At 59.0% G+C, this 18016-nt stretch carries 15 protein-coding genes; 5 read left to right on the top strand and 10 right to left on the bottom strand.

Annotated features, from left to right (window positions below):
* The first annotated feature begins 668 nt into the window (after window positions 1-668).
* Window positions 669-3563, top strand: a complete 2895-nt coding sequence (locus ACM6IO_RS27530; RefSeq protein WP_008029373.1) for a ribonucleoside-diphosphate reductase subunit alpha — start codon at window positions 669-671, stop codon at window positions 3561-3563.
* Window positions 3564-3829: 266 nt separating this feature from the next.
* Here ACM6IO_RS27530 and flgE read toward each other — a convergent pair whose 3' ends face one another.
* The 6 genes from flgE to ACM6IO_RS27500 form a co-directional block, all read right to left on the bottom strand.
* Entirely contained in the window at window positions 3830-5149 is a 1320-nt protein-coding gene (gene flgE / locus ACM6IO_RS27525) for a flagellar hook protein FlgE (protein WP_192227949.1), read from the bottom strand.
* Between the two features lie 31 nt (window positions 5150-5180).
* Window positions 5181-5903: a flagellar hook assembly protein FlgD gene (gene flgD, locus ACM6IO_RS27520; protein ID WP_223436517.1), complete on the bottom strand. Its 723-nt coding sequence runs from the start codon at window positions 5901-5903 to the stop codon at window positions 5181-5183.
* Between the two features lie 15 nt (window positions 5904-5918).
* Window positions 5919-6362: a flagellar basal body rod protein FlgC gene (gene flgC / locus ACM6IO_RS27515; protein WP_007937507.1), complete on the bottom strand. Its 444-nt coding sequence runs from the start codon at window positions 6360-6362 to the stop codon at window positions 5919-5921.
* A gap of 3 nt (window positions 6363-6365) precedes the next feature.
* Entirely contained in the window at window positions 6366-6773 is a 408-nt protein-coding gene (gene flgB / locus ACM6IO_RS27510) for a flagellar basal body rod protein FlgB (RefSeq protein WP_008041767.1), read from the bottom strand.
* Window positions 6774-8056: 1283 nt separating this feature from the next.
* Window positions 8057-8884, bottom strand: coding sequence for a protein-glutamate O-methyltransferase CheR (gene cheR / locus ACM6IO_RS27505; RefSeq protein WP_192227950.1), 828 nt, complete (start codon window positions 8882-8884; stop codon window positions 8057-8059).
* 46 nt (window positions 8885-8930) lie between these two features.
* Entirely contained in the window at window positions 8931-9863 is a 933-nt protein-coding gene (locus tag ACM6IO_RS27500; protein ID WP_192227951.1) for a chemotaxis protein CheV, read from the bottom strand.
* A gap of 81 nt (window positions 9864-9944) precedes the next feature.
* Between ACM6IO_RS27500 and flgA the strand changes: the two genes are divergently transcribed.
* The 4 genes from flgA to ACM6IO_RS27480 all read left to right on the top strand — a co-directional run bounded on the left by flgA (window position 9945) and on the right by ACM6IO_RS27480 (window position 12555).
* Window positions 9945-10706 (top strand): flagellar basal body P-ring formation chaperone FlgA, encoded by a 762-nt coding sequence (gene flgA, locus ACM6IO_RS27495; protein WP_192227952.1) that lies wholly within the window; start codon window positions 9945-9947, stop codon window positions 10704-10706.
* A 167-nt stretch (window positions 10707-10873) separates the two neighbouring features.
* The gene (gene flgM, locus ACM6IO_RS27490; RefSeq protein ID WP_008033053.1) at window positions 10874-11200 is read left to right on the top strand and encodes a flagellar biosynthesis anti-sigma factor FlgM; all 327 of its coding nucleotides are present in this window, start codon (window positions 10874-10876) and stop codon (window positions 11198-11200) included.
* Between the two features lie 48 nt (window positions 11201-11248).
* Entirely contained in the window at window positions 11249-11716 is a 468-nt protein-coding gene (locus ACM6IO_RS27485; RefSeq protein WP_008038443.1) for a flagella synthesis protein FlgN, read from the top strand.
* Window positions 11717-11808: 92 nt separating this feature from the next.
* The gene (locus ACM6IO_RS27480) at window positions 11809-12555 is read left to right on the top strand and encodes a flagellar brake protein (RefSeq protein WP_008038444.1); all 747 of its coding nucleotides are present in this window, start codon (window positions 11809-11811) and stop codon (window positions 12553-12555) included.
* 64 nt (window positions 12556-12619) lie between these two features.
* Here the strand turns inward: ACM6IO_RS27480 and ACM6IO_RS27475 are convergent, their stop codons facing one another.
* The 4 genes from ACM6IO_RS27475 to ACM6IO_RS27460 form a co-directional block, all read right to left on the bottom strand.
* Window positions 12620-13990: an MFS transporter gene (locus tag ACM6IO_RS27475; protein WP_414912597.1), complete on the bottom strand. Its 1371-nt coding sequence runs from the start codon at window positions 13988-13990 to the stop codon at window positions 12620-12622.
* 69 nt (window positions 13991-14059) lie between these two features.
* Entirely contained in the window at window positions 14060-15301 is a 1242-nt protein-coding gene (locus tag ACM6IO_RS27470) for a glutamine synthetase family protein (RefSeq protein ID WP_414912611.1), read from the bottom strand.
* Between the two features lie 328 nt (window positions 15302-15629).
* Window positions 15630-16322, bottom strand: coding sequence for a sensor histidine kinase (locus tag ACM6IO_RS27465; RefSeq protein WP_008038447.1), 693 nt, complete (start codon window positions 16320-16322; stop codon window positions 15630-15632).
* Window positions 16319-17923, bottom strand: a complete 1605-nt coding sequence (locus tag ACM6IO_RS27460) for a tetratricopeptide repeat-containing response regulator (RefSeq protein WP_207285402.1) — start codon at window positions 17921-17923, stop codon at window positions 16319-16321. The genes ACM6IO_RS27465 and ACM6IO_RS27460 overlap by 4 nt, the downstream gene beginning before the upstream one ends.
* Window positions 17924-18016: the final 93 nt, after the last annotated feature.

Here is an 18016-nt window from a genome sequence, read left to right as displayed (position 1 = left end):
ATAAGAATGCGTAACCATCGGCCGATTGTATAAACGTCGCCCGCCGAGAACACAAGCCGGCAAATGCGTTCGGACAACCCGGTTTTTTGTGATAGGGTTCGCGCCCTTAAAAATCCGAATGACTGTTTTCAATCGCTGAAAATCAGTGAAAAACAGTCCGCTCCAGCTAGGTCGCGGCCTACACGCTCGTTCCACCTTTCACACACAATTTACGCACAGGTTTATCCACAGGTAGTACGTTGCAACACCCTCCGAAACGCATTATCTTGTACCCCGGCGCAAAAAAAACCCTACATGTAGGGTTTTACGCCAAAAACCAAACACAAACCGGACACCGATTTCAAGCGCTTTTATTGCCTCTTTCCGGTTGAACCAAACGTATTTTCGAAAGACCAAACCGCGCGTGCGGATGGCTACTGTTTTTGAGCCGGAAACGGCGTTAACGGTACGGGTGTTGCAGTCGATTACTGTCACCCAAAAGGATCCTGGTGTCAGGCTCAAGGCCTGGGACCAAAGACTTCGGCATGGAAGCGGCGCCCCAACAGCCCCCTTCCTGATCTGTCCCGAAGTTGGTATGCCCGGCCCAGCCGGTTGTAGTGCTTCAGGACGGAACGGTGGGCACCGTGATGGTGCCCAAACAAACATAGAGAATGTGGAGACAACCCCCCATGCAAACCGACACAACTCGCGAGAACCCGCAGGGCACTTTGCCGCAGGCCGCTGATTCGACTTCGGATCTGTCCGCCACCGCGCCTGGCCAACTGCGCGTGATCAAGCGTAACGGCACTGTCGTTCCTTACACCGACGACAAGATCACCGTCGCGATCACCAAAGCGTTTCTCGCAGTTGAAGGCGGCACCGCTGCCGCTTCGTCGCGAATCCATGACACCGTGGCCCGCCTGACCGAACAGGTCACCGCGACCTTCAAGCGTCGCATGCCATCGGGCGGCACCATCCACATCGAAGAAATCCAGGACCAGGTCGAACTGGCCCTGATGCGTGCCGGTGAGCAGAAAGTGGCTCGCGACTACGTGATCTACCGCGACGGTCGTTCGAAACAACGCGCTGCCCACGCTCCGGCAGAAGAAGCGGTCAACGCTCACCCGTCGATCCGCATCACCCGCGCCGACGGCACTTTTGCACCGCTGGACATGGGTCGCCTGAACACCATCGTCACCGAAGCGTGCGAAGGCCTGGAAGAAGTCGACGGCGACCTGATCCAGCGCGAAACCCTGAAAAACCTGTACGACGGCGTGGCCCTGACCGACGTCAACACCGCTCTGGTGATGACCGCTCGTACCCTGGTCGAGCGTGAGCCGAACTACTCGTTCGTGACCGCCCGCCTGCTGATGGACACCCTGCGTGCCGAAGGCCTGAGCTTCCTGAACGTTGCCGAAAGCGCGACCCACCACGAGATGGTCGACCTGTACGCCAAGGCATTGCCTGCGTACATCGCCAAGGGTATCGAATTCGAATTGCTGAACCCGGTCCTGGCCACCTTCGACCTGGAAAAACTCGGCAAGGCGATCAACCACGAGCGCGATCAGCAGTTCACCTACCTGGGCCTGCAAACCCTGTACGACCGTTACTTCATCCACAAGGACGGTATCCGCTTCGAACTGCCGCAAATCTTCTTCATGCGCGTGGCCATGGGCCTGGCGATCGAAGAGAAGCAGAAAGAAGATCGTGCGATCGAGTTCTACAACCTGTTGTCGTCCTTCGACTACATGTCGTCGACTCCGACCCTGTTCAACGCCGGTACCCTGCGTCCACAGCTGTCCAGCTGCTACCTGACCACCGTGCCGGATGACCTGTCGGGCATCTACCACGCGATCCACGACAACGCCATGTTGTCGAAATTCGCCGGCGGCCTGGGCAACGACTGGACCCCGGTTCGTGCACTCGGTTCGTACATCAAGGGCACCAACGGCAAATCCCAGGGCGTGGTTCCGTTCCTGAAAGTCGTCAACGACACCGCCGTTGCCGTTAACCAGGGTGGCAAGCGCAAAGGCGCTGTCTGTGCCTACCTGGAAACCTGGCACATGGACATCGAGGAGTTCATCGAACTCCGCAAGAACACCGGTGATGATCGTCGTCGTACCCACGACATGAACACCGCCAACTGGATCCCTGACCTGTTCATGAAGCGCGTCTTCGATGACGGCAAGTGGACCCTGTTCTCGCCGTCCGAAGTACCGGACCTGCACGACCTGACCGGCAAGGCTTTCGAAGAGCGTTACGAGTACTACGAAGCCCTGACCGAGTACCCGGGCAAGGTCAAGCTGTTCAAGACCATCCAGGCCAAAGACCTGTGGCGCAAAATGCTGTCCATGCTGTTTGAAACCGGCCACCCATGGCTGACCTTCAAAGACCCGTGCAACCTGCGCAGCCCGCAGCAGCACGTTGGCGTGGTCCACAGCTCGAACCTGTGCACCGAGATCACCTTGAACACCAACAAGGACGAGATCGCCGTTTGCAACCTGGGCTCGATCAACCTGCCGAACCACATCGTCAACGGCAAGCTGGACACCGCCAAGCTGGAACGCACCGTGAACACCGCTGTTCGCATGCTCGATAACGTTATCGACATCAACTACTACTCGGTGCCACAAGCGAAGAACTCCAACTTCAAGCACCGTCCGGTCGGCCTGGGCATCATGGGCTTCCAGGACGCTTTGTACCTGCAGCACATTCCTTACGGTTCCGACGCTGCCGTCGAGTTCGCCGACAAGTCGATGGAAGCGGTCAGCTACTACGCGATCCAGGCGTCCTGCGACCTGGCCGACGAGCGCGGCGCGTACGAGACGTTCCAGGGTTCGCTGTGGTCCAAAGGCATCCTGCCGCTGGATTCGCAACAGATCCTGATCGAGCAGCGCGGCCAGAAGTACATCGACGTTGACCTGAACGAATCCCTGGACTGGGCACCGGTTCGCGCCCGTGTACAGAAAGGCATTCGTAACTCCAACATCATGGCCATCGCACCGACCGCGACCATCGCCAACATCACTGGCGTCTCGCAGTCGATCGAACCGACCTACCAGAACCTCTACGTGAAATCGAACCTGTCGGGCGAATTCACCGTGATCAACCCGTACCTGGTTCGCGACCTGAAGGCTCGCGGTCTGTGGGACTCGGTCATGATCAACGACCTGAAGTACTACGACGGTTCGGTGCAGCAGATCGAGCGCATCCCGCAAGAACTCAAAGAGCTCTACGCGACTGCCTTCGAAGTGGACACCAAGTGGATCGTCGACGCGGCAAGCCGTCGTCAGAAGTGGATCGACCAGGCTCAGTCGCTGAACCTGTACATCGCTGGCGCCTCGGGCAAGAAGCTGGACGTGACCTACCGCATGGCCTGGTACCGTGGTCTGAAAACCACTTACTACCTCCGTGCCCTGGCCGCGACCAGCACCGAGAAGTCGACCATCAACACCGGCAAGCTGAACGCTGTTTCCAGCGGCGGCAACCATGGTGAAGATTCGGTCCTGGCAGCTCCTGCCGGTCCTGCTCCAGTGCCGAAGGCTTGCGCCATCGACGAGCCGGATTGCGAAGCTTGCCAATAAGCTGAGCCGGTAGGCGCTGAAAGGCGCTTACCCGACAACCCCCGATCAGTCCTCTGGATTGGTCGGGGGTTTTCTTTTGCCCATGGAAATGTGGTGACTGGTGTGACGCCTTCGCGGGCAAGCCTCGCTCCTACAAGGTTTTGTGAACGACAAAGAGCTTTGTAGGAGCGAGGCTTGCCCGCGAAGAGGCCCTCCCTGACAACACAAAATCCCAGCCATAAAAAAACCCCTCTTACGAGGGGCTTTTTATGCAGCGCTATCCAGCATCAGGTCATCTGAATGATGGTCTGCATGATGGTGCTTTGAGTCGAGATGGTCTTGGCGTTCGCCTGGTAGTTGCTCTGCGCCTTGATCAGGTCGACCAGTTCGCTGGTCAGGTTGACGTTGGACTCTTCCAGGGAGTTGGAGTGGATCTCGCCCAAGGTGCCGGTGTTCGGCGCATCGTAGCCCGGGATACCCGACGCGTAGGTTTCTTTCCAGCTGGTGCCGCCTACTGGCTGTAGACCTTGCTCGTTGGTGAAGCTGGCGAGCGAGATCTGGCCGATGGCCTTGGTCTGGCTGTTGCTAAAGTTGGCCAGCATGATACCGCTACCATCGATGGTCAGGTTGGTGATCTGGCCGGTGGCGTAGCCGTTCTGCGTAGGAATCGAACGTGCGGTGTCAGCATTGTATTGCGAGGTTTTGGCCATGGAGACCGTAACGACGCCGGAAGTAGCGCCGTTCGCTGTCCACACGCCATTTTTCACGTCACCGGGAATCCAGCCGGTGACCCTCAGGTCAGGGCTCACGATCGGCGCCGGAACGGCCGGAGTGGTAACCGAAACCAGATTGCCCGAGGTATCGAACACCATGGTCGAAGCGACCGGCAGGTTCAACGGAACCGCGGTAGGACTAGGGTCGGTGCCATTCGGGTTGCGACCATCAATCAGGGTGTAGGTTTTCCAGGTGTTCGCCCCGGTCTTGACCATGTATTGGTCCATGACGTGCTTGTTACCCTGAGTGTCATAAATCGGGGTACTGAACTGTTTGGTGAAGGTGGCTTCTTTGGTCGAATCAAACGGGGTGGCAACCTGATCGATAACCGGTGCGGTGGAGTTCAGGTTGATCGTCGACGACACCGTGGAGGTGTTTTTTGGCGCCAGGTTCGAAGTATCGATACGCAGGTCGGTCAACACGCCGTTGATGATCTTGCCGTTGGCGTCCACGCCGTAACCTTGCAGACGCGAAGTGCCGTCGGTGTTGGTGACGTAACCGTCCTTGTCGACCTTGAACGTACCGGCACGGGTGTAGGACAGCGAGCCGTTGTCGTTCAGCACGAAGAAGCCGGAACCGTTGATGCCCATGTCCAGCACGTTGCCGGTGTTGTTGACGTCGCCCTGGGTGAACTGCTGGGAAACGTTGGCCAGGCGCACGCCGTTACCAATGGTTTTGCTACCGGAACCCAGCTTGGTGGCCGAGTAAACGTCCGAGAATTCCGCACGGGACGATTTGAAACCGGTGGTCGCGACGTTGGCGATGTTGTTGCCGGTCACGTCCAGTTGTTTGTTGGCTGCATAGAGACCGCTAAGGCCGATATTGAAAGACATATTCCACTCCTTTGTGCCGTGTTAGTCGGCTCTACATACCAATTGTTTGTACTTTGGACAGGGCGATGCTGCCCCCACCGGCGAGATTGAGCATCAACTCACCACCGGTCTGGCTGATGGTCACGCTGCTGACAGTCGCCGGCAGGTACGTCACCAGCGAAGTCGCCTTGCCGTCGTAAGTTGCGGTGGCGCCGAAGGTGTACGTACCCGCCTTGGCCACTTCGCCTGCATCGTTCTTGCCGTCCCAGATGAAACTGGCGCTGCCGGCTTTTTGGCTGCCCAGGTCGATGGTGCGGATGACCTTGCCATCGGCGTCGGTAATCTTCACTTTCACCGGGTCCACCGAGGCCGGAACCGCGATGGTCCCGTTGAAGCTCTTGGAGGTATCGACCACGGCCTTCTCGCTCGGCGCGATGACCGAACGCCCGACCAGCGACGAAGCCTGCAGGGCCTGGGACGAGTTGTAATTGCTGGCCAGGCCACTCACGGTGGTGTTGAGCGTGGTGATGCCTTCCAGGCTGCTGAACTGCGCCAACTGGGCAACGAACTCGCCGTTGTCCTGCGGCTCCAGCGGGTTCTGGTTCTTCAGCTGTGTCACCAGCAACTGCAGGAACGCGTCCTTGCCCAGGGCCTTTTTGCCGGTGGCGCTGTTTGTGGCGGACGCCAGGCCGTCGGCGCTGGTGTTGGTCTTGATCGAAGAGTTGGCCAGGATGTCTTTGAGGCTAATGCCGCTAGTGGTATCGGTAACACTCATCTGAGTCGCCCCTTATCACTGACCGAGGGTCAGGACCTTCTGCATCATGGTTTTGGCGGTGTTCATCATTTCGGCGTTGGTCTGGAACGAACGGCTCGCGGAAATCATGTCGGCCATTTCTTCAACCACGTTGACGTTCGGGTAGTAGACGTAGCCCTTGGCGTCGGCCGCCGGGTGGTTCGGCTCATAGCGCGCTTCCAGATTGCTCTGGTCTTCGACCACGCCCAGCACTTGCACGCCCTGACCGGCCGCGTCCTGGTTCTGGAACAACGAATCGCTGCCGCCGCTCTGCCCGCCCTGGAACATGGTGGCGAACACTGGATGACGTGCGCGATAGGTCTGGTCGATGCTCGACGAGACGGTCTCGGCGTTGGCGATGTTCGAGGCCACGGTGTTCAAGCGCGTGGTTTGCGCGCTCATGCCGCTACCGGCAATGTTGAAAACACTGGATAGAGACATGACTTACTCTCCGCGAATGGCTGACATCAGCCCTTTGAATTTGCTGTTGAGCAAGGTGAAGCTGGCCTGGAAGTTGATCGCGTTTTCCGCGTAGTTCGACTGTTCCAGCTGGGCGTCCACGGTGTTCTGGTCAATCGACGGTTGCATCGGCGTGCGATACAGCAGCGACTCGTCGCCATTGCCCATGCCTTCGGCTTCGATATGACGGTTGTTGGTCATGTTCAAGGCGAATGTGCCGCTCTTGGTTTTCTCGTTCTGCTCGGCGAGCACTTTCGAGAAGTCCAGATCCCGAGCCTTGTAGTTCGGGGTGTCGGCGTTGGCGATGTTGTTGGCCAGGACTTCGGCACGCTGGGCGCGGAAGCCCAGGGCTTGTTCGTGGATACCGAGCGCTTTATCGAAGCTGATGCTCATGTCGGGAAACCTTCGGGTGACCTGATTTTTCGTACGATGGATATAGCAATCGGCGTGCCAATTCAAAAAAGCCCGTAAACCGGGGCTTTGCGGGCAGGGGGCGAAGCGGCAATGCCAGAAAAGCGGCAACGGGTTTCCGCCGTCTGCCGCTTTTCTGCCGCTTTCGGTTTTGGCCCGGGTTGTGTGTGTATCCGTTTTTGCGGTAACGGCGGCTATTGGTTTCGCCCTTACGGCGAGTCACTTTGGAAAAGCCCCAAAGTAACCAAAGGGCTCTTGCCCCTTTCGTTCGGCCCTTCGCCAAGGCTCAGGGTCCCCTCGCTCCGGTCCTGCTCCGTGGGCCCGCCGCCATCGGCCATCCATGGCCGGGGGCGGCTAACCCGGCATCCATGCCGGGTTGCCCACTACGCAGAACCTCCACTCGGCCTCTCGAGGGGGCGACTACCGCCACAGCCGCCGAGGCGGCCTGAAAGCCGACCTGGCTCTGCAGTTGTCCGCGTTGTTCTTCTCTACTGCATTCACTCATTCCGAACATGTACACCAATCCCCTGTAGGAGCCGGCTTGCTGGCGATGGCGTCCGTCCAGCCAATACATGCGTCGACTGATCCACCGCTATCGCCAGCAAGCCGGCTCCTACAGGGGATTGGGTTCACACGATTCAAATTTGTAGGAGCCAGCTTGCTGGCGATGGGCGCCAACGATAACGCGGGCTGTCTGAATGAACGCGTTGTCCAGACGCTTTTCGCCAGCAAGCCGGCTCCTACAAGGGATTGGGTTCACACGATTCAAAATTGTAGGAGCTGGCTTGCCGGCGATGGGCGTCAACGATGACGCGGGCTGTCTGAATCAACGCGGTGTCTGGGCGTTTTTCGCCGGCAAGCCGGCTCCTACAGGGAATCGCGTGTGCTTTTGATTCTCACCACTCATCAGGCCGAGCGTTAGCTCGCCTTCCGCTTTTGATCTGAGCGCCCCCTCGAGAGGCCGAGCGCAGGTTCTGCGCAGTGGGCAACCCGGCATGGATGCCGGGTTAGCCGCCCCCGGCCATGGATGGCCGATGGCGGCGGGCCCACGGAGCAGGACCGGAGCGAGGGCATGCCGAGCATTAGCGAGGCACCGAACGAAAGGGGCAAGAGCCCTTGGTTACTTGGGGCTCTTCCAAGTGACTCGCCGTAAGGGCGAAACCAATAGCCGCCGTCACCCCCAAAACGGATATACACACAAACACAGCAGACAAAAAAAACGGGAGCCCCCAAGGACTCCCGTTTTTCAAACTACCACCAACCCATCACTTAGCCTGGTAAATGATCCCCGGGCTGCACTGGACCATCTGGTAATGATCCGGCAAACCGTTCAGCGCTTCGGACGCGCCAAGGAACAGATAACCGCCAGGCTTCAACGTGCTGTGGATGCGCAACAGGATGTCTTTCTTCACCTCGGCGGAGAAGTAGATCAGCACGTTGCGGCAGAACACGATGTCGAACTTGCCAAGGCTCGCGTAGCTGTCCAGCAGGTTGAACGAGCGAAACTCCACCCGACTCTTGATCGGCGCCTTGATGGCCCAGCGTCCCGGCCCTTTCGGGTCGAAATAACGCTGAAGACGCTCGGGCGACAACCCGCGGCCGATGGCCAGGCTGTCGTACTCGCCAGTCTTGCAGTTGGTCAGCATGGTGCCGGACAGGTCAGTGGCAACGATCTGCACACCCATCTTCAACTGGCCCATATTGACCCGCTCGAACTCGTCGATCGACATCGACAGCGAATACGGTTCCTGACCCGACGAGCAGGCCGCCGACCAGATTCGCAAGCGTTGCCCCGGAGCCGCCTTGATCGCTTCGGGCAGTACCTTGTTCTTCAAGACTTCAAACGGATAGGTGTCACGAAACCACAGGGTTTCGTTGGTCGTCATGGCATCGACCACCAACTCGCGCAAACCGCTGCGCGGCTGGGTCTGGATGCGCTGAACCAGCTCACCCAGGGACTTGATGCCTTGCTGTTCCATCAGTTTGTTGAGACGGCTCGAGACCAGGTACTGCTTGTTTTCACCGAGCAAAATGCCACAGGCTTTTTCCAGGAAGACCCGGAACTGTTCGAAATCCAAATTACCCGTAGACAAAGATGCCGCCTCTTAAATCGTGTTAATCACCAGGGGCAAAAGGCCCCTAGCTGATGTCTGCTGCTTTGATCCGGTCAACTACCCGGGATGCCAGGTCATCAGGACGGAATTTGGCCAGGAAGTCATCGGCACCGACTTTCTTGACCATCGCCTGATTGAACACACCCGACAACGAAGTATGCAGGATGATATGAAGCTTTTGCATGCGAGGGTCGTTGCGGATCTCGGCCGTCAGGGTGTACCCGTCCATCTCCGGCATCTCGATGTCGGAGATCATCATCAGGAACTCTTCTTCCGGCTTCTTACCCTCATCGGCCAGTTTGCGCAGGTATTCCAGCGCTTGCCGTCCGTCGTTCAACGCCACCACTTCGACACCGACCGTTTGCAGGCAACGCGTGACCTGCTTGCGCGCCACCGACGAGTCATCGACCGTCAGCACCCGCAGCGACAGCGCCTTGTGCTGGGTCTCGACATCGACCACGCCGACGGAAATCGCTTCCGGTGTCGGCGCCACTTCCGCCAGGATCTTCTCGACGTCGATGATTTCGACTAACTGATTGTCGACCCGAGTCACAGCCGTCAGGTAATGATCGCGTCCGGTGCCCTTGGGAGGCGGATGAATCTCCTCCCAGTTCATGTTGACGATGCGTTCCACCGAGCGCACCAGGAAACCCTGGGTCTTGGTGTTGTACTCCGTGATGATCACGAAAGGATTGCTTTGATCTTTAAGCGCCCCGGAACCGGTCGCCATTGCCAGATCAAGGATCGGAATGGTCGCCCCCCGGATATTTGCCACACCGCACACGACAGGACTGGACTTGGGCATCAGGGTCAGCTTGGGGCATTGCAGCACCTCGCGAACCTTGAACACGTTGATCCCGTACAGCTGCTGGCCGTCGAGACGGAACAACAACAGCTCCAGGCGATTCTGCCCTACCAGTTGCGTGCGCTGGTTTACCGAATCCATTACACCAGCCATGCCCAGACTCCTACACCAACGCTAAGTGTGTTGCGACGCACATTCATCACTAAACGGCACGGCGCTTGCTTTTTAACTTTTATGAACACAGAACCGACATTTTTCCGACGCCTGACATCACCTATCCGCAGATTGCTCTGTGCAGTGTCGGCCGTTTGCCTGTTCAACGCTGGCAGCCCTGCCTTTGCTGACGCAGTTACCTTGCCTGACATGCTTATCGGCGTCACCCAGGGCTTTCTTGAATTCACCGTAGAAGACTATCTGGCTACCAGTCAAACGGAAGGTCGCTACGAAATCCAGGTCAACCAGCTCGACCAGCGACTGCGCATGCCCATGTGCGACAAGGAATTGACAGCCAGCCTCGAGAGTCCGGCCAAGCCGCTGGGCCGGGTCACGGTCAAGGTTCGCTGCGAGGGGGCATCACCCTGGACAGTCTTCGTACCCGCTCAAGTCCGCCTGTTTCGCGACGTTGTGACCGTCACCCGACCCCTGCGTCGCGCAGGGATTGTCGAGCCCGATGACGTGACGCTGCGCGAGCGTGACATCAGCCTGATCGGCCAGGGCTACTTCACATCCGTAGACCAGGCGATCGGCCAGCGACTTACCCGACCAATGGTCACCGACCAGGTGATTACCCTGGTTCATCTCGAACAGGCGGAAGTCATTACCAAAGGCGATCAGGTGGTGATTACCGCCCGCAGTGGTACGCTCAGCGTGCGAATGCCCGGCGAGGCCCTGTCCAACGGTGGCATGGCCGAGCAGATACGGGTGAAAAACCTCAATTCCAAACGGGTCATCAAGGCGCAGGTTACCGCGCCAGGTCAGGTGGAAGTGTCCATGTAGGATTCTCTGTTCGTGAAGATGTGGCGTTGCCCGAGGCTGTTCCCTAAACTGTGCCGCATGCAGGAGAAGTGCTGGCGCATGCGGGCCCATTTGATAAATGGGTCTAAAGTTTTCACAGGGAGAGCCGAAAACATGGCAAGCGTCCAAATACTCAGAGGTTTTTTACCATGGTCATCGATTTCAGCCGTTTGAACAGCTCCTCGCCACTTACGGGCAGTACACGTACCAGCGTTGCCAAGGAAACTGCCGATGCCGGCAAATCCGCGCCGCTGAATACCCCGGCCGAACAGGCCACTGCCATCAAAAGCGGGGAATCGGTACACCTCAGCAATGAGGCTCAACAGTTGCAACAGGTCACTGACAAGCTGCGCGATCAGCCTGCCGTCGACAACGCCCGTGTGGCCGAGTTGAAAGCAGCGATTGCCGATGGCAGCTATAAAGTCGACAGCAGCCGTGTAGCCAGCAAACTGCTCAACTTCGAAGCCCAGCGCTAGGCTACGGCCCGCGCCAGGCTTTTGGACGCTTAAAACCCAAGGCCAGCCATGCAAGACACTAATTTACTGCAACTGATCACCGACGACTTTGCTCCAGCGCAACACTTGCTTGAGTTACTGCAAACCGAGTCCCTCGCCTTGCACGGTCGGGACATGCCACTGCTCGAAGAGATTCTGGCGCAGAAACAGGCATTGATCATTCTGCTTGAACAGCATGGCCGCAAGCGCAGCGAAATCCTCGCCAGCCTCAACCTGCCGACCAATCGCAACGGCCTGGAGCAACTCGCCAGCCATTCGAGCATTGGCGAGCAGTTGCTGGCCCAGAGCGATGTGCTGACCGATCTACTGGCTCAATGCCAGGCGGCGAACGCCAATAATGGCCAGTCCATCCTGGTCCAGCAGGCCGCCACGGCCAATCAGCTGAAAATCCTGACCGGCGGTGAACCGCCAGCGCTTTATGACGCCCGCGGATCAACCGCCAAGCTTGCGAAGCCGCGCCCGCTCAGTCAGGCTTGAGCCCGCAAATGACCGCGCCCTATCAAGACTCGCAACATGCTGGCAATATACTGGCCAGCCGTAGTCATATTTTGTCTGGAGATTGATGAACCGTGTCCAATGCCTTAACCGCGGAAGATGCCCCGCAGCCACCCAAGGTGCTTACCACACCGTTGGAAATCTCCGGCAACCTGCGCCAACTGCAAGAAAGCCATGACCCGCTGATCATCACGTTCCATGAGCGCACCCAGCGCTTCCAGAGCTATCTGGTGGACGTGGACCGCGAGCGCGGGACCATCGCGCTCGACGAAATGATCCCGCGTGACGGTGAGCGCTTCATGCTGGCCGGCGAACCGTTCAAGGTCGAAGGCTTTCACGAAGGCGTGCGCATTGCCTGGGAAAGCAACGGTCAACTGACCATCGACGAGTCCGGTGACAGCCGCTGCTATCGTGGCCCGCTGCCGGATGAAGTGGTTTATCACCAGCGTCGCAATGCCTTCCGCGCGGCCTTGAAACTGGCCCAACTGGTCAACGTCGATCTGGACGGTGAAAAGCTCAAGGCGCCGATCAGCGGCAAGCTGTTGGACATCTCCGCCACCGGCTGCAAGTTGCGCTTTGAAGGCGACATCACCGGCAGCCTGCAATTGGGTCAGGTCTACGACCGCTTCGCCGCCGCCCTGCCCTTTGGCAAAATGACGGCACCGGTCGAACTGCGTTACCTGCACTTCGAAGAAAGAATCTCCACCACCTTCGCCGGCATCCGCTTTCACAACATGAGCGGCCTGGTGCAGCGTCAGGTCGAGCGTTTCGTCTACCAGCTTCAGCGCGAAGCACGACGTTTCGACAAAGACGACCTGTAATTCAAGCACCCATAAAAAACGGGCAGTCCCTTGCGGTGACTGCCCGTTTTTTTTATGCCCGGGTTTAAGGCCTGGCCTCGGTGAAGCTTTGCTCACGACCTGTGTCAGGGTCCTCCGGAGGTGGAGTGGTGGGTGTCTCGACCTCCGACTCAGGAGCCGGATCAGGATTGGCCGGGCTCTGCATCTGGTCCTGCACCACTTGCTCATCGACCCGTGGATCAAGGCAAGCCACCAGCGGCGAACTCGACATGCTGTCCGGCATGGCGACGTGATGCAGCGGCGCGTCGTCCACCTGATGCAGGTTGGTCACCGCTTTCGGGCGGATCCGCCACACCAGCACCAACGCAAAGAAACTGAAAAAGGCGTAGAGCATCTGGCTGCCAAACATCTTCATCAGTACCCCGGCGACCAACGGCCCGATACTCGCGCCGACACCGTAGGTCACCAGCAACATCGCCGTCAGTGACACCCGCCGATCAGCCTCGACGTGGTCATTGGAAAACGCGACCGCCAGCGGGTACAGGCAAAATTTCACCAGCGAGCAGATAAAACCGGTGATGAACAACACCTCCAGCGGCACCTGCTTCATGATCGCCAGCGGCAACGCGGCGAGGGCCAGTACCAGCGCAAAACAGCGGATCAACAGCGCCCGGTCATAACGGTCGGACAACCAGCCCAACGGCCACTGCACCAACAGGCCGGCAAAAATGCAGCTACCCATGAACAGACCGACCTGCTCCGTGGACAACCCTTGCTGCGAGGCATACAACGGCGCCAGACCGTAGAACGAGCCGATGATCAGCCCCGCCCCCAGCACCGTACTCAACGACTGCGGCACGCGCTTGATAAAGAAGCGCGGCTCCATCGGCGCCGGATGCAGCGGCGCCGGGTGAATCCGCCGCGTCAGGGCCACCGGCACCAGGCACAGGGCAAAGCACAGGGCGACCAGCATCAGAAGCTCCAGACCGAGGCCCGGGTGCATGACCAGAATCAGCTGCCCCAGCACCAGGCCAAGATAAGAAGCGATCATGTAACCGCTGAACACCGTGCCGCGCTGCGAGGCTTCGGCCTGCTCATTGAGCCAGCTTTCGATGACCATGTACTGGCACATCATGCCGAGACCGACGATGACCCGCAGGAATATCCATGCCGGCAGCCAGTCCACCAGACCATGGCCCAGCACCGCCGCGCCGACAATCCCGGCGCAGGCCGAATAAGCCCGGATATGCCCGACCCGGGCAATCAACCGGTGACCGATCTTGCCCCCCAGCACGAGGCCGAAATAGTTGGCCGCCATCAACGCACCGACCCACAGGCTGTCGACATGGTCGGCCGCCAGGCGCAAGCCCAGGTAAGTACTCAGCAAGCCAGAGCCGATCAACATCATCAGCGAGGCGAAATACAGCGCTCGAAAGGGTTTCCAGATTTGGCGCATCGGCGTTCCGAGCGGCTCCTTGCGGTAAGAAACGGGCTATCCGAAAGATAGCCCGAAGACGAAGGTTCGTCAGGCCTGGGCGGCTAAAACACGGCGCTCCCAGGGCGTAATTTCATCAAAGAAGCTGGTCAACTCCATGGTCTTCGAAGCGACGTAGCCTTCGATGAACTCCTTGCCGAACAGTTCCTTCGCCAATTGGCTACGTTTCAGACGCTCGAGCGCGGCATGCAAGGTACACGGCAACGAAAGATTATCCGGCACCTCGAATTCGCCCTGGATCGCTTCACTCGGCTCCAACCTGTTTTCAATGCCATACAACCCTGCCGCCAGGCTCGCTGCAATCGCCAGATACGGGTTGGCATCAGCCCCCGGCAGGCGATTTTCCACCCGACGCGCCACCGGCGAGCTGGCCGGGATGCGCAAACCGGCCGCCCGATTGTCGTGGGACCAGCAGGCATTATTCGGTGATGCGAACGGATGGCACAAGCGCTGATAGGAGTTAACGTTCGGTGCAAATAATGCCGTGAAATCCGCCATGCCGGCCTGCTGGCCACCGATGAAGTGACGGAAGGTCGCCGTCGGCTCGCCGGCCTCGTCACTGAAGACGTTACGCCCGGTGGCGATCTCGACGATGCTCTGGTGAATATGCATCGAGCTGCCCGGCGTATGCGCCAGTGGCTTGGCCATGCAGACCACCGTCAGCCCATGCTTGAGCGCGACTTCTTTAAGCAGATGCTTGAACAGCAATGTCTGGTCGGCCAGCAACAAGGGATCACCGTGCAGCAGGTTGATCTCGAACTGACTGACGCCCATCTCGTGCATGAACGTATCGCGCGGCAAACCGAGGGCCGCCATGCACTCATAGACTTCACTGAAAAACGGCCGCAAGCCGTTATTGGAACTGACACTGAACGCCGAATGACCGTCCTCGCGCCGCCCGTCCAGGCCCACCGGCGGCTGGAACGGTTGCGTCGGGTCGGTGTTGGGCGCGAAGACGAAAAACTCAAGCTCGGTGGCCACCACCGGCGCCAGCCCAAGGGCCGCGTAACGGGCGATAACTGCTTTGAGCTGACCACGAGTCGACAGAGGGGAGCTTTCGCCGGTCAGTTCGTCCGCATCGCAAATGGCCAAGGCACGCGGCTGTTTGCTCCAGGGCAAGCGATGGGTCTGCGCAGGGTCGGGCACCAGCGCCAGGTCGCCGTCATCGCTGCCGTAAAAACGCGCTGGCGGATATCCGCCCATGATGCATTGCAGCAGCACACCCCGCGCCATCTGCAAACGCCGCCCCTCGTGAAAGCCTTCGGCCGTCATGACCTTGCCACGGGGCACGCCGTTCAAATCCGGCGTAACACATTCAATCTCATCAATGCCCGTCAATCGCTGCGCGAGTGAGCGCTGGCCACCGGTTGTCATGACGCAATCCTTTGTAGTTGTGCAAGCCGCGAACGGCGACCGTACAAAATAGGCTCCGCGTGTTCGGAATATCAAGCAGCGACTTGCAAATACACCCTCACGGATCACGCTCGCTCCCTGTAGGAGCGAGGCTTGCCCGCGAAGGCGTTGTACCAGCCAATACTTGAATTAACTGACACATCGCCTTCGCGGGCAAGCCTCGCTCCTACAGGGGGATGCGGTGTTTTCAGGGGAGATAGAGGCTGAACACTCCACCGCCCAACGGGCCGCCGTTGCTGATTTCTGTGCGCCCACCGATGCCGTTGCGCTGATGCAACGCGGCAATCCGTCCGGCGAAATACAGGCCCAGGCCGGTGCTGCCGCTGCTGTGGTTGATGCCCTGCACGTAATCGGCCTGACGCTCGATCATCTCGGCCGGATAACCCTCGCCATCGTCGTTGATGGTCAACACCAGTTGCCCGGCCTCGTCGCTCACCGTGATCAACAATGCGTGACGAGCGTAACGGATGGCGTTGTTGATGCTGTTGGCCAGCACCGACGCAATCAGCTCACGGTCGAAGAAACCCAGCGGGCTCAGCGGGTCCACTTCATAGGTCGCCATGATGCCGCGACTGGCGAACACGTCCTGATGACAGGCCAGTTGCGCTTCGATGAAGTCATCCAGTTCGTGGTAAGCCGGCTGCAACGGCATCTGGTTGACCCCGAGTTTGTACAGCCCCAACAACTGCACCAGCATGCCGTTGAGGTGGGCGAACTCGAACTCGATCACGCCCTGCTCCGGGGTGTGCCGCTCCGGATCGGGCAAGCGCGCCAGCCATTGGCTGTGGGCCTGCATCAGCATCGCCAGAGAGTTCTTCATGTCGTGCACGGTGGAAGCAATCACCGTGGAGAAATCCAGTGCCGGGTTGTCTTGGTTCATCCGCTGAACGCCTTGATTTTCAGTTTCTGATAACGCGCATATCGCGCATCGGTGTCGGGCATCAGGCCGACCGTTTTCAGGCAGGCGCGACATTCTTCAAGCTCCGCCGATGGCGCGCTGGTGTCGGTGCCATGCAGCAGCGATTGCGCCATGTTCAACGCAATACTGATGTTCTTCGGTTGCAACGCCAGGGCTTTGCGGAACACCGCCCGCGCCTCCACCAGGTTGCCGGTCTTGTACACCCGCACGCCTTGACGGTTGAGTTCCGCCGCATCGTTGCCGGAGTTGAGGATGCTCGGGTCGTCGGTCAGCTTGGCGATACCCTGCATCACCGTCGGATCGTCACCGTAGATTTCTGCGCAGTTTTTCAGCATCGACTTGCCGGCGTCAGCCTGCCCAAGCATTTGCAGCTGCTTGGCCACCAGCAGCGCGGCTTCGGCACTCATGAATTGCTCCATGCCATCGAGGCGCAACATCGCTTGCTCGGTGAGCTTTTCCGCGGTTTCGGCGTCGTTGAGCAACAGGCTGGTGGCCTTCATCAGCCGCGCACGAATCTGCAGGCCCGGGTCGGAAGGGTTTTCCTTGGCCACGGCACTCAGCGTGGTGTTGATTTCCAGCCGGGTCCGGGTGTCCAGGCCTTTTTCGCTGCCCTTGCTGATCAACGCATGGGCTAGGCCGAGGTTGCTTTCGGCGTCCTTGAAACGTGACTGGGCACCTTGGCTGACGGCCTGACGGTAAGCTTTGGACGCGGTATCGAAATCTTCGTTGGTCATCGCCAGCTTACCCAGCAGCGCTTGCCGGCGTACGGCCAGTGGCGACAAACGAATCGCCTCCTCCAACACCTGTTGCGCAGCCTTGGTGTCGCCCTCGGCGACCAGCACATCGGCCATGCCGTCATAGAGCGCAGGCATCATCGGGAACACTTTCAACGCTTTTTCGTAGACGCCCTTGGCCTGGCTGACCTGACCCCGCTTGAACAGCAACTGGCCCAGCCCGGCAAACGCCCACGGCAAAGGCCGGTCGGCAATGATGCTGTCGTAGAGTCGCTCCAGCGCTTCGTTCTGATTCAAGTCGCGCAAGGCATCGGCGCGGTAGCGCAAACACAGCGGCGAGTAGCGGATGTCCTGCTTGCACAAGGCGATGCAGGCATTGAGCACTTCAACCGGTTTACCGCGATCGAGCGCCTGCAGGATCGGCTTGAGCAAGGTCTTGCGCTGCTCCAGACGCTCCAGGCGCTGAGCCAGGCCGGAACGGTTGAACGGTTTGGTCAGGTAAGCATCGGGCTCGTGTTCCAGGGCGCTGAGCACCATCGCCTGGCTGGTCTCGGCGGTGACCATGACAAACACGGATTCGTGGCTGATCAGCTTCTCGACCATCAGGTCTTCGAGAACCTGCTGACCGTTCTTCTTGCCATCGCCGAGGTGGAAATCCTGGAGGATGAAATCGTAGGACTTCTGCGAACACATGCGCAGCGCCTGCTCGCCGGTGTCGGCGGTGTCCACGTCCTTGACGCCCAGCTCACGCAGCATGGACCTGACGGAACTGCGGAAATCCGAGAAATCATCGACGATCAAAAAACGCTTTTGGTGATACGACAGCATCGAAGATTTCCAGGCAATTTTAAGAAGAAGATCATGACTGTCCGGGTTATCGGCCAGCAGGGCCATTCACTTGAAGAATTGGAATGCATTTGC

It is taken from the genome of Pseudomonas sp. IT-P44 (genome assembly GCF_949768225.1).
GTDB classification, from domain to species: domain Bacteria; phylum Pseudomonadota; class Gammaproteobacteria; order Pseudomonadales; family Pseudomonadaceae; genus Aquipseudomonas; species Aquipseudomonas migulae.
Note: the sequence above shows the minus strand (reverse complement) of the source record. Positions and strands in the feature narration are given on the sequence as shown.

Coding starts and splice junctions, on each gene's coding strand:
- flgM (WP_008033053.1), top strand. CDS start 10,874: ATGGTCATCGATTTCAGCCGTTTGAACAGCTCCTCGCCACTTACGGGC.
- flgE (WP_192227949.1), bottom strand. CDS start 5,149: ATGTCTTTCAATATCGGCCTTAGCGGTCTCTATGCAGCCAACAAACAA.
- ACM6IO_RS27465 (WP_008038447.1), bottom strand. CDS start 16,322: ATGAACCAAGACAACCCGGCACTGGATTTCTCCACGGTGATTGCTTCC.
- ACM6IO_RS27500 (WP_192227951.1), bottom strand. CDS start 9,863: ATGGCTGGTGTAATGGATTCGGTAAACCAGCGCACGCAACTGGTAGGG.
- flgD (WP_223436517.1), bottom strand. CDS start 5,903: ATGAGTGTTACCGATACCACTAGCGGCATTAGCCTCAAAGACATCCTG.
- flgA (WP_192227952.1), top strand. CDS start 9,945: ATGAACACAGAACCGACATTTTTCCGACGCCTGACATCACCTATCCGC.
- ACM6IO_RS27475 (WP_414912597.1), bottom strand. CDS start 13,990: ATGCGCCAAATCTGGAAACCCTTTCGAGCGCTGTATTTCGCCTCGCTG.
- flgC (WP_007937507.1), bottom strand. CDS start 6,362: ATGTCTCTATCCAGTGTTTTCAACATTGCCGGTAGCGGCATGAGCGCG.
- ACM6IO_RS27530 (WP_008029373.1), top strand. CDS start 669: ATGCAAACCGACACAACTCGCGAGAACCCGCAGGGCACTTTGCCGCAG.
- ACM6IO_RS27470 (WP_414912611.1), bottom strand. CDS start 15,301: ATGACGGCCGAAGGCTTTCACGAGGGGCGGCGTTTGCAGATGGCGCGG.
- ACM6IO_RS27485 (WP_008038443.1), top strand. CDS start 11,249: ATGCAAGACACTAATTTACTGCAACTGATCACCGACGACTTTGCTCCA.
- ACM6IO_RS27460 (WP_207285402.1), bottom strand. CDS start 17,923: ATGCTGTCGTATCACCAAAAGCGTTTTTTGATCGTCGATGATTTCTCG.
- flgB (WP_008041767.1), bottom strand. CDS start 6,773: ATGAGCATCAGCTTCGATAAAGCGCTCGGTATCCACGAACAAGCCCTG.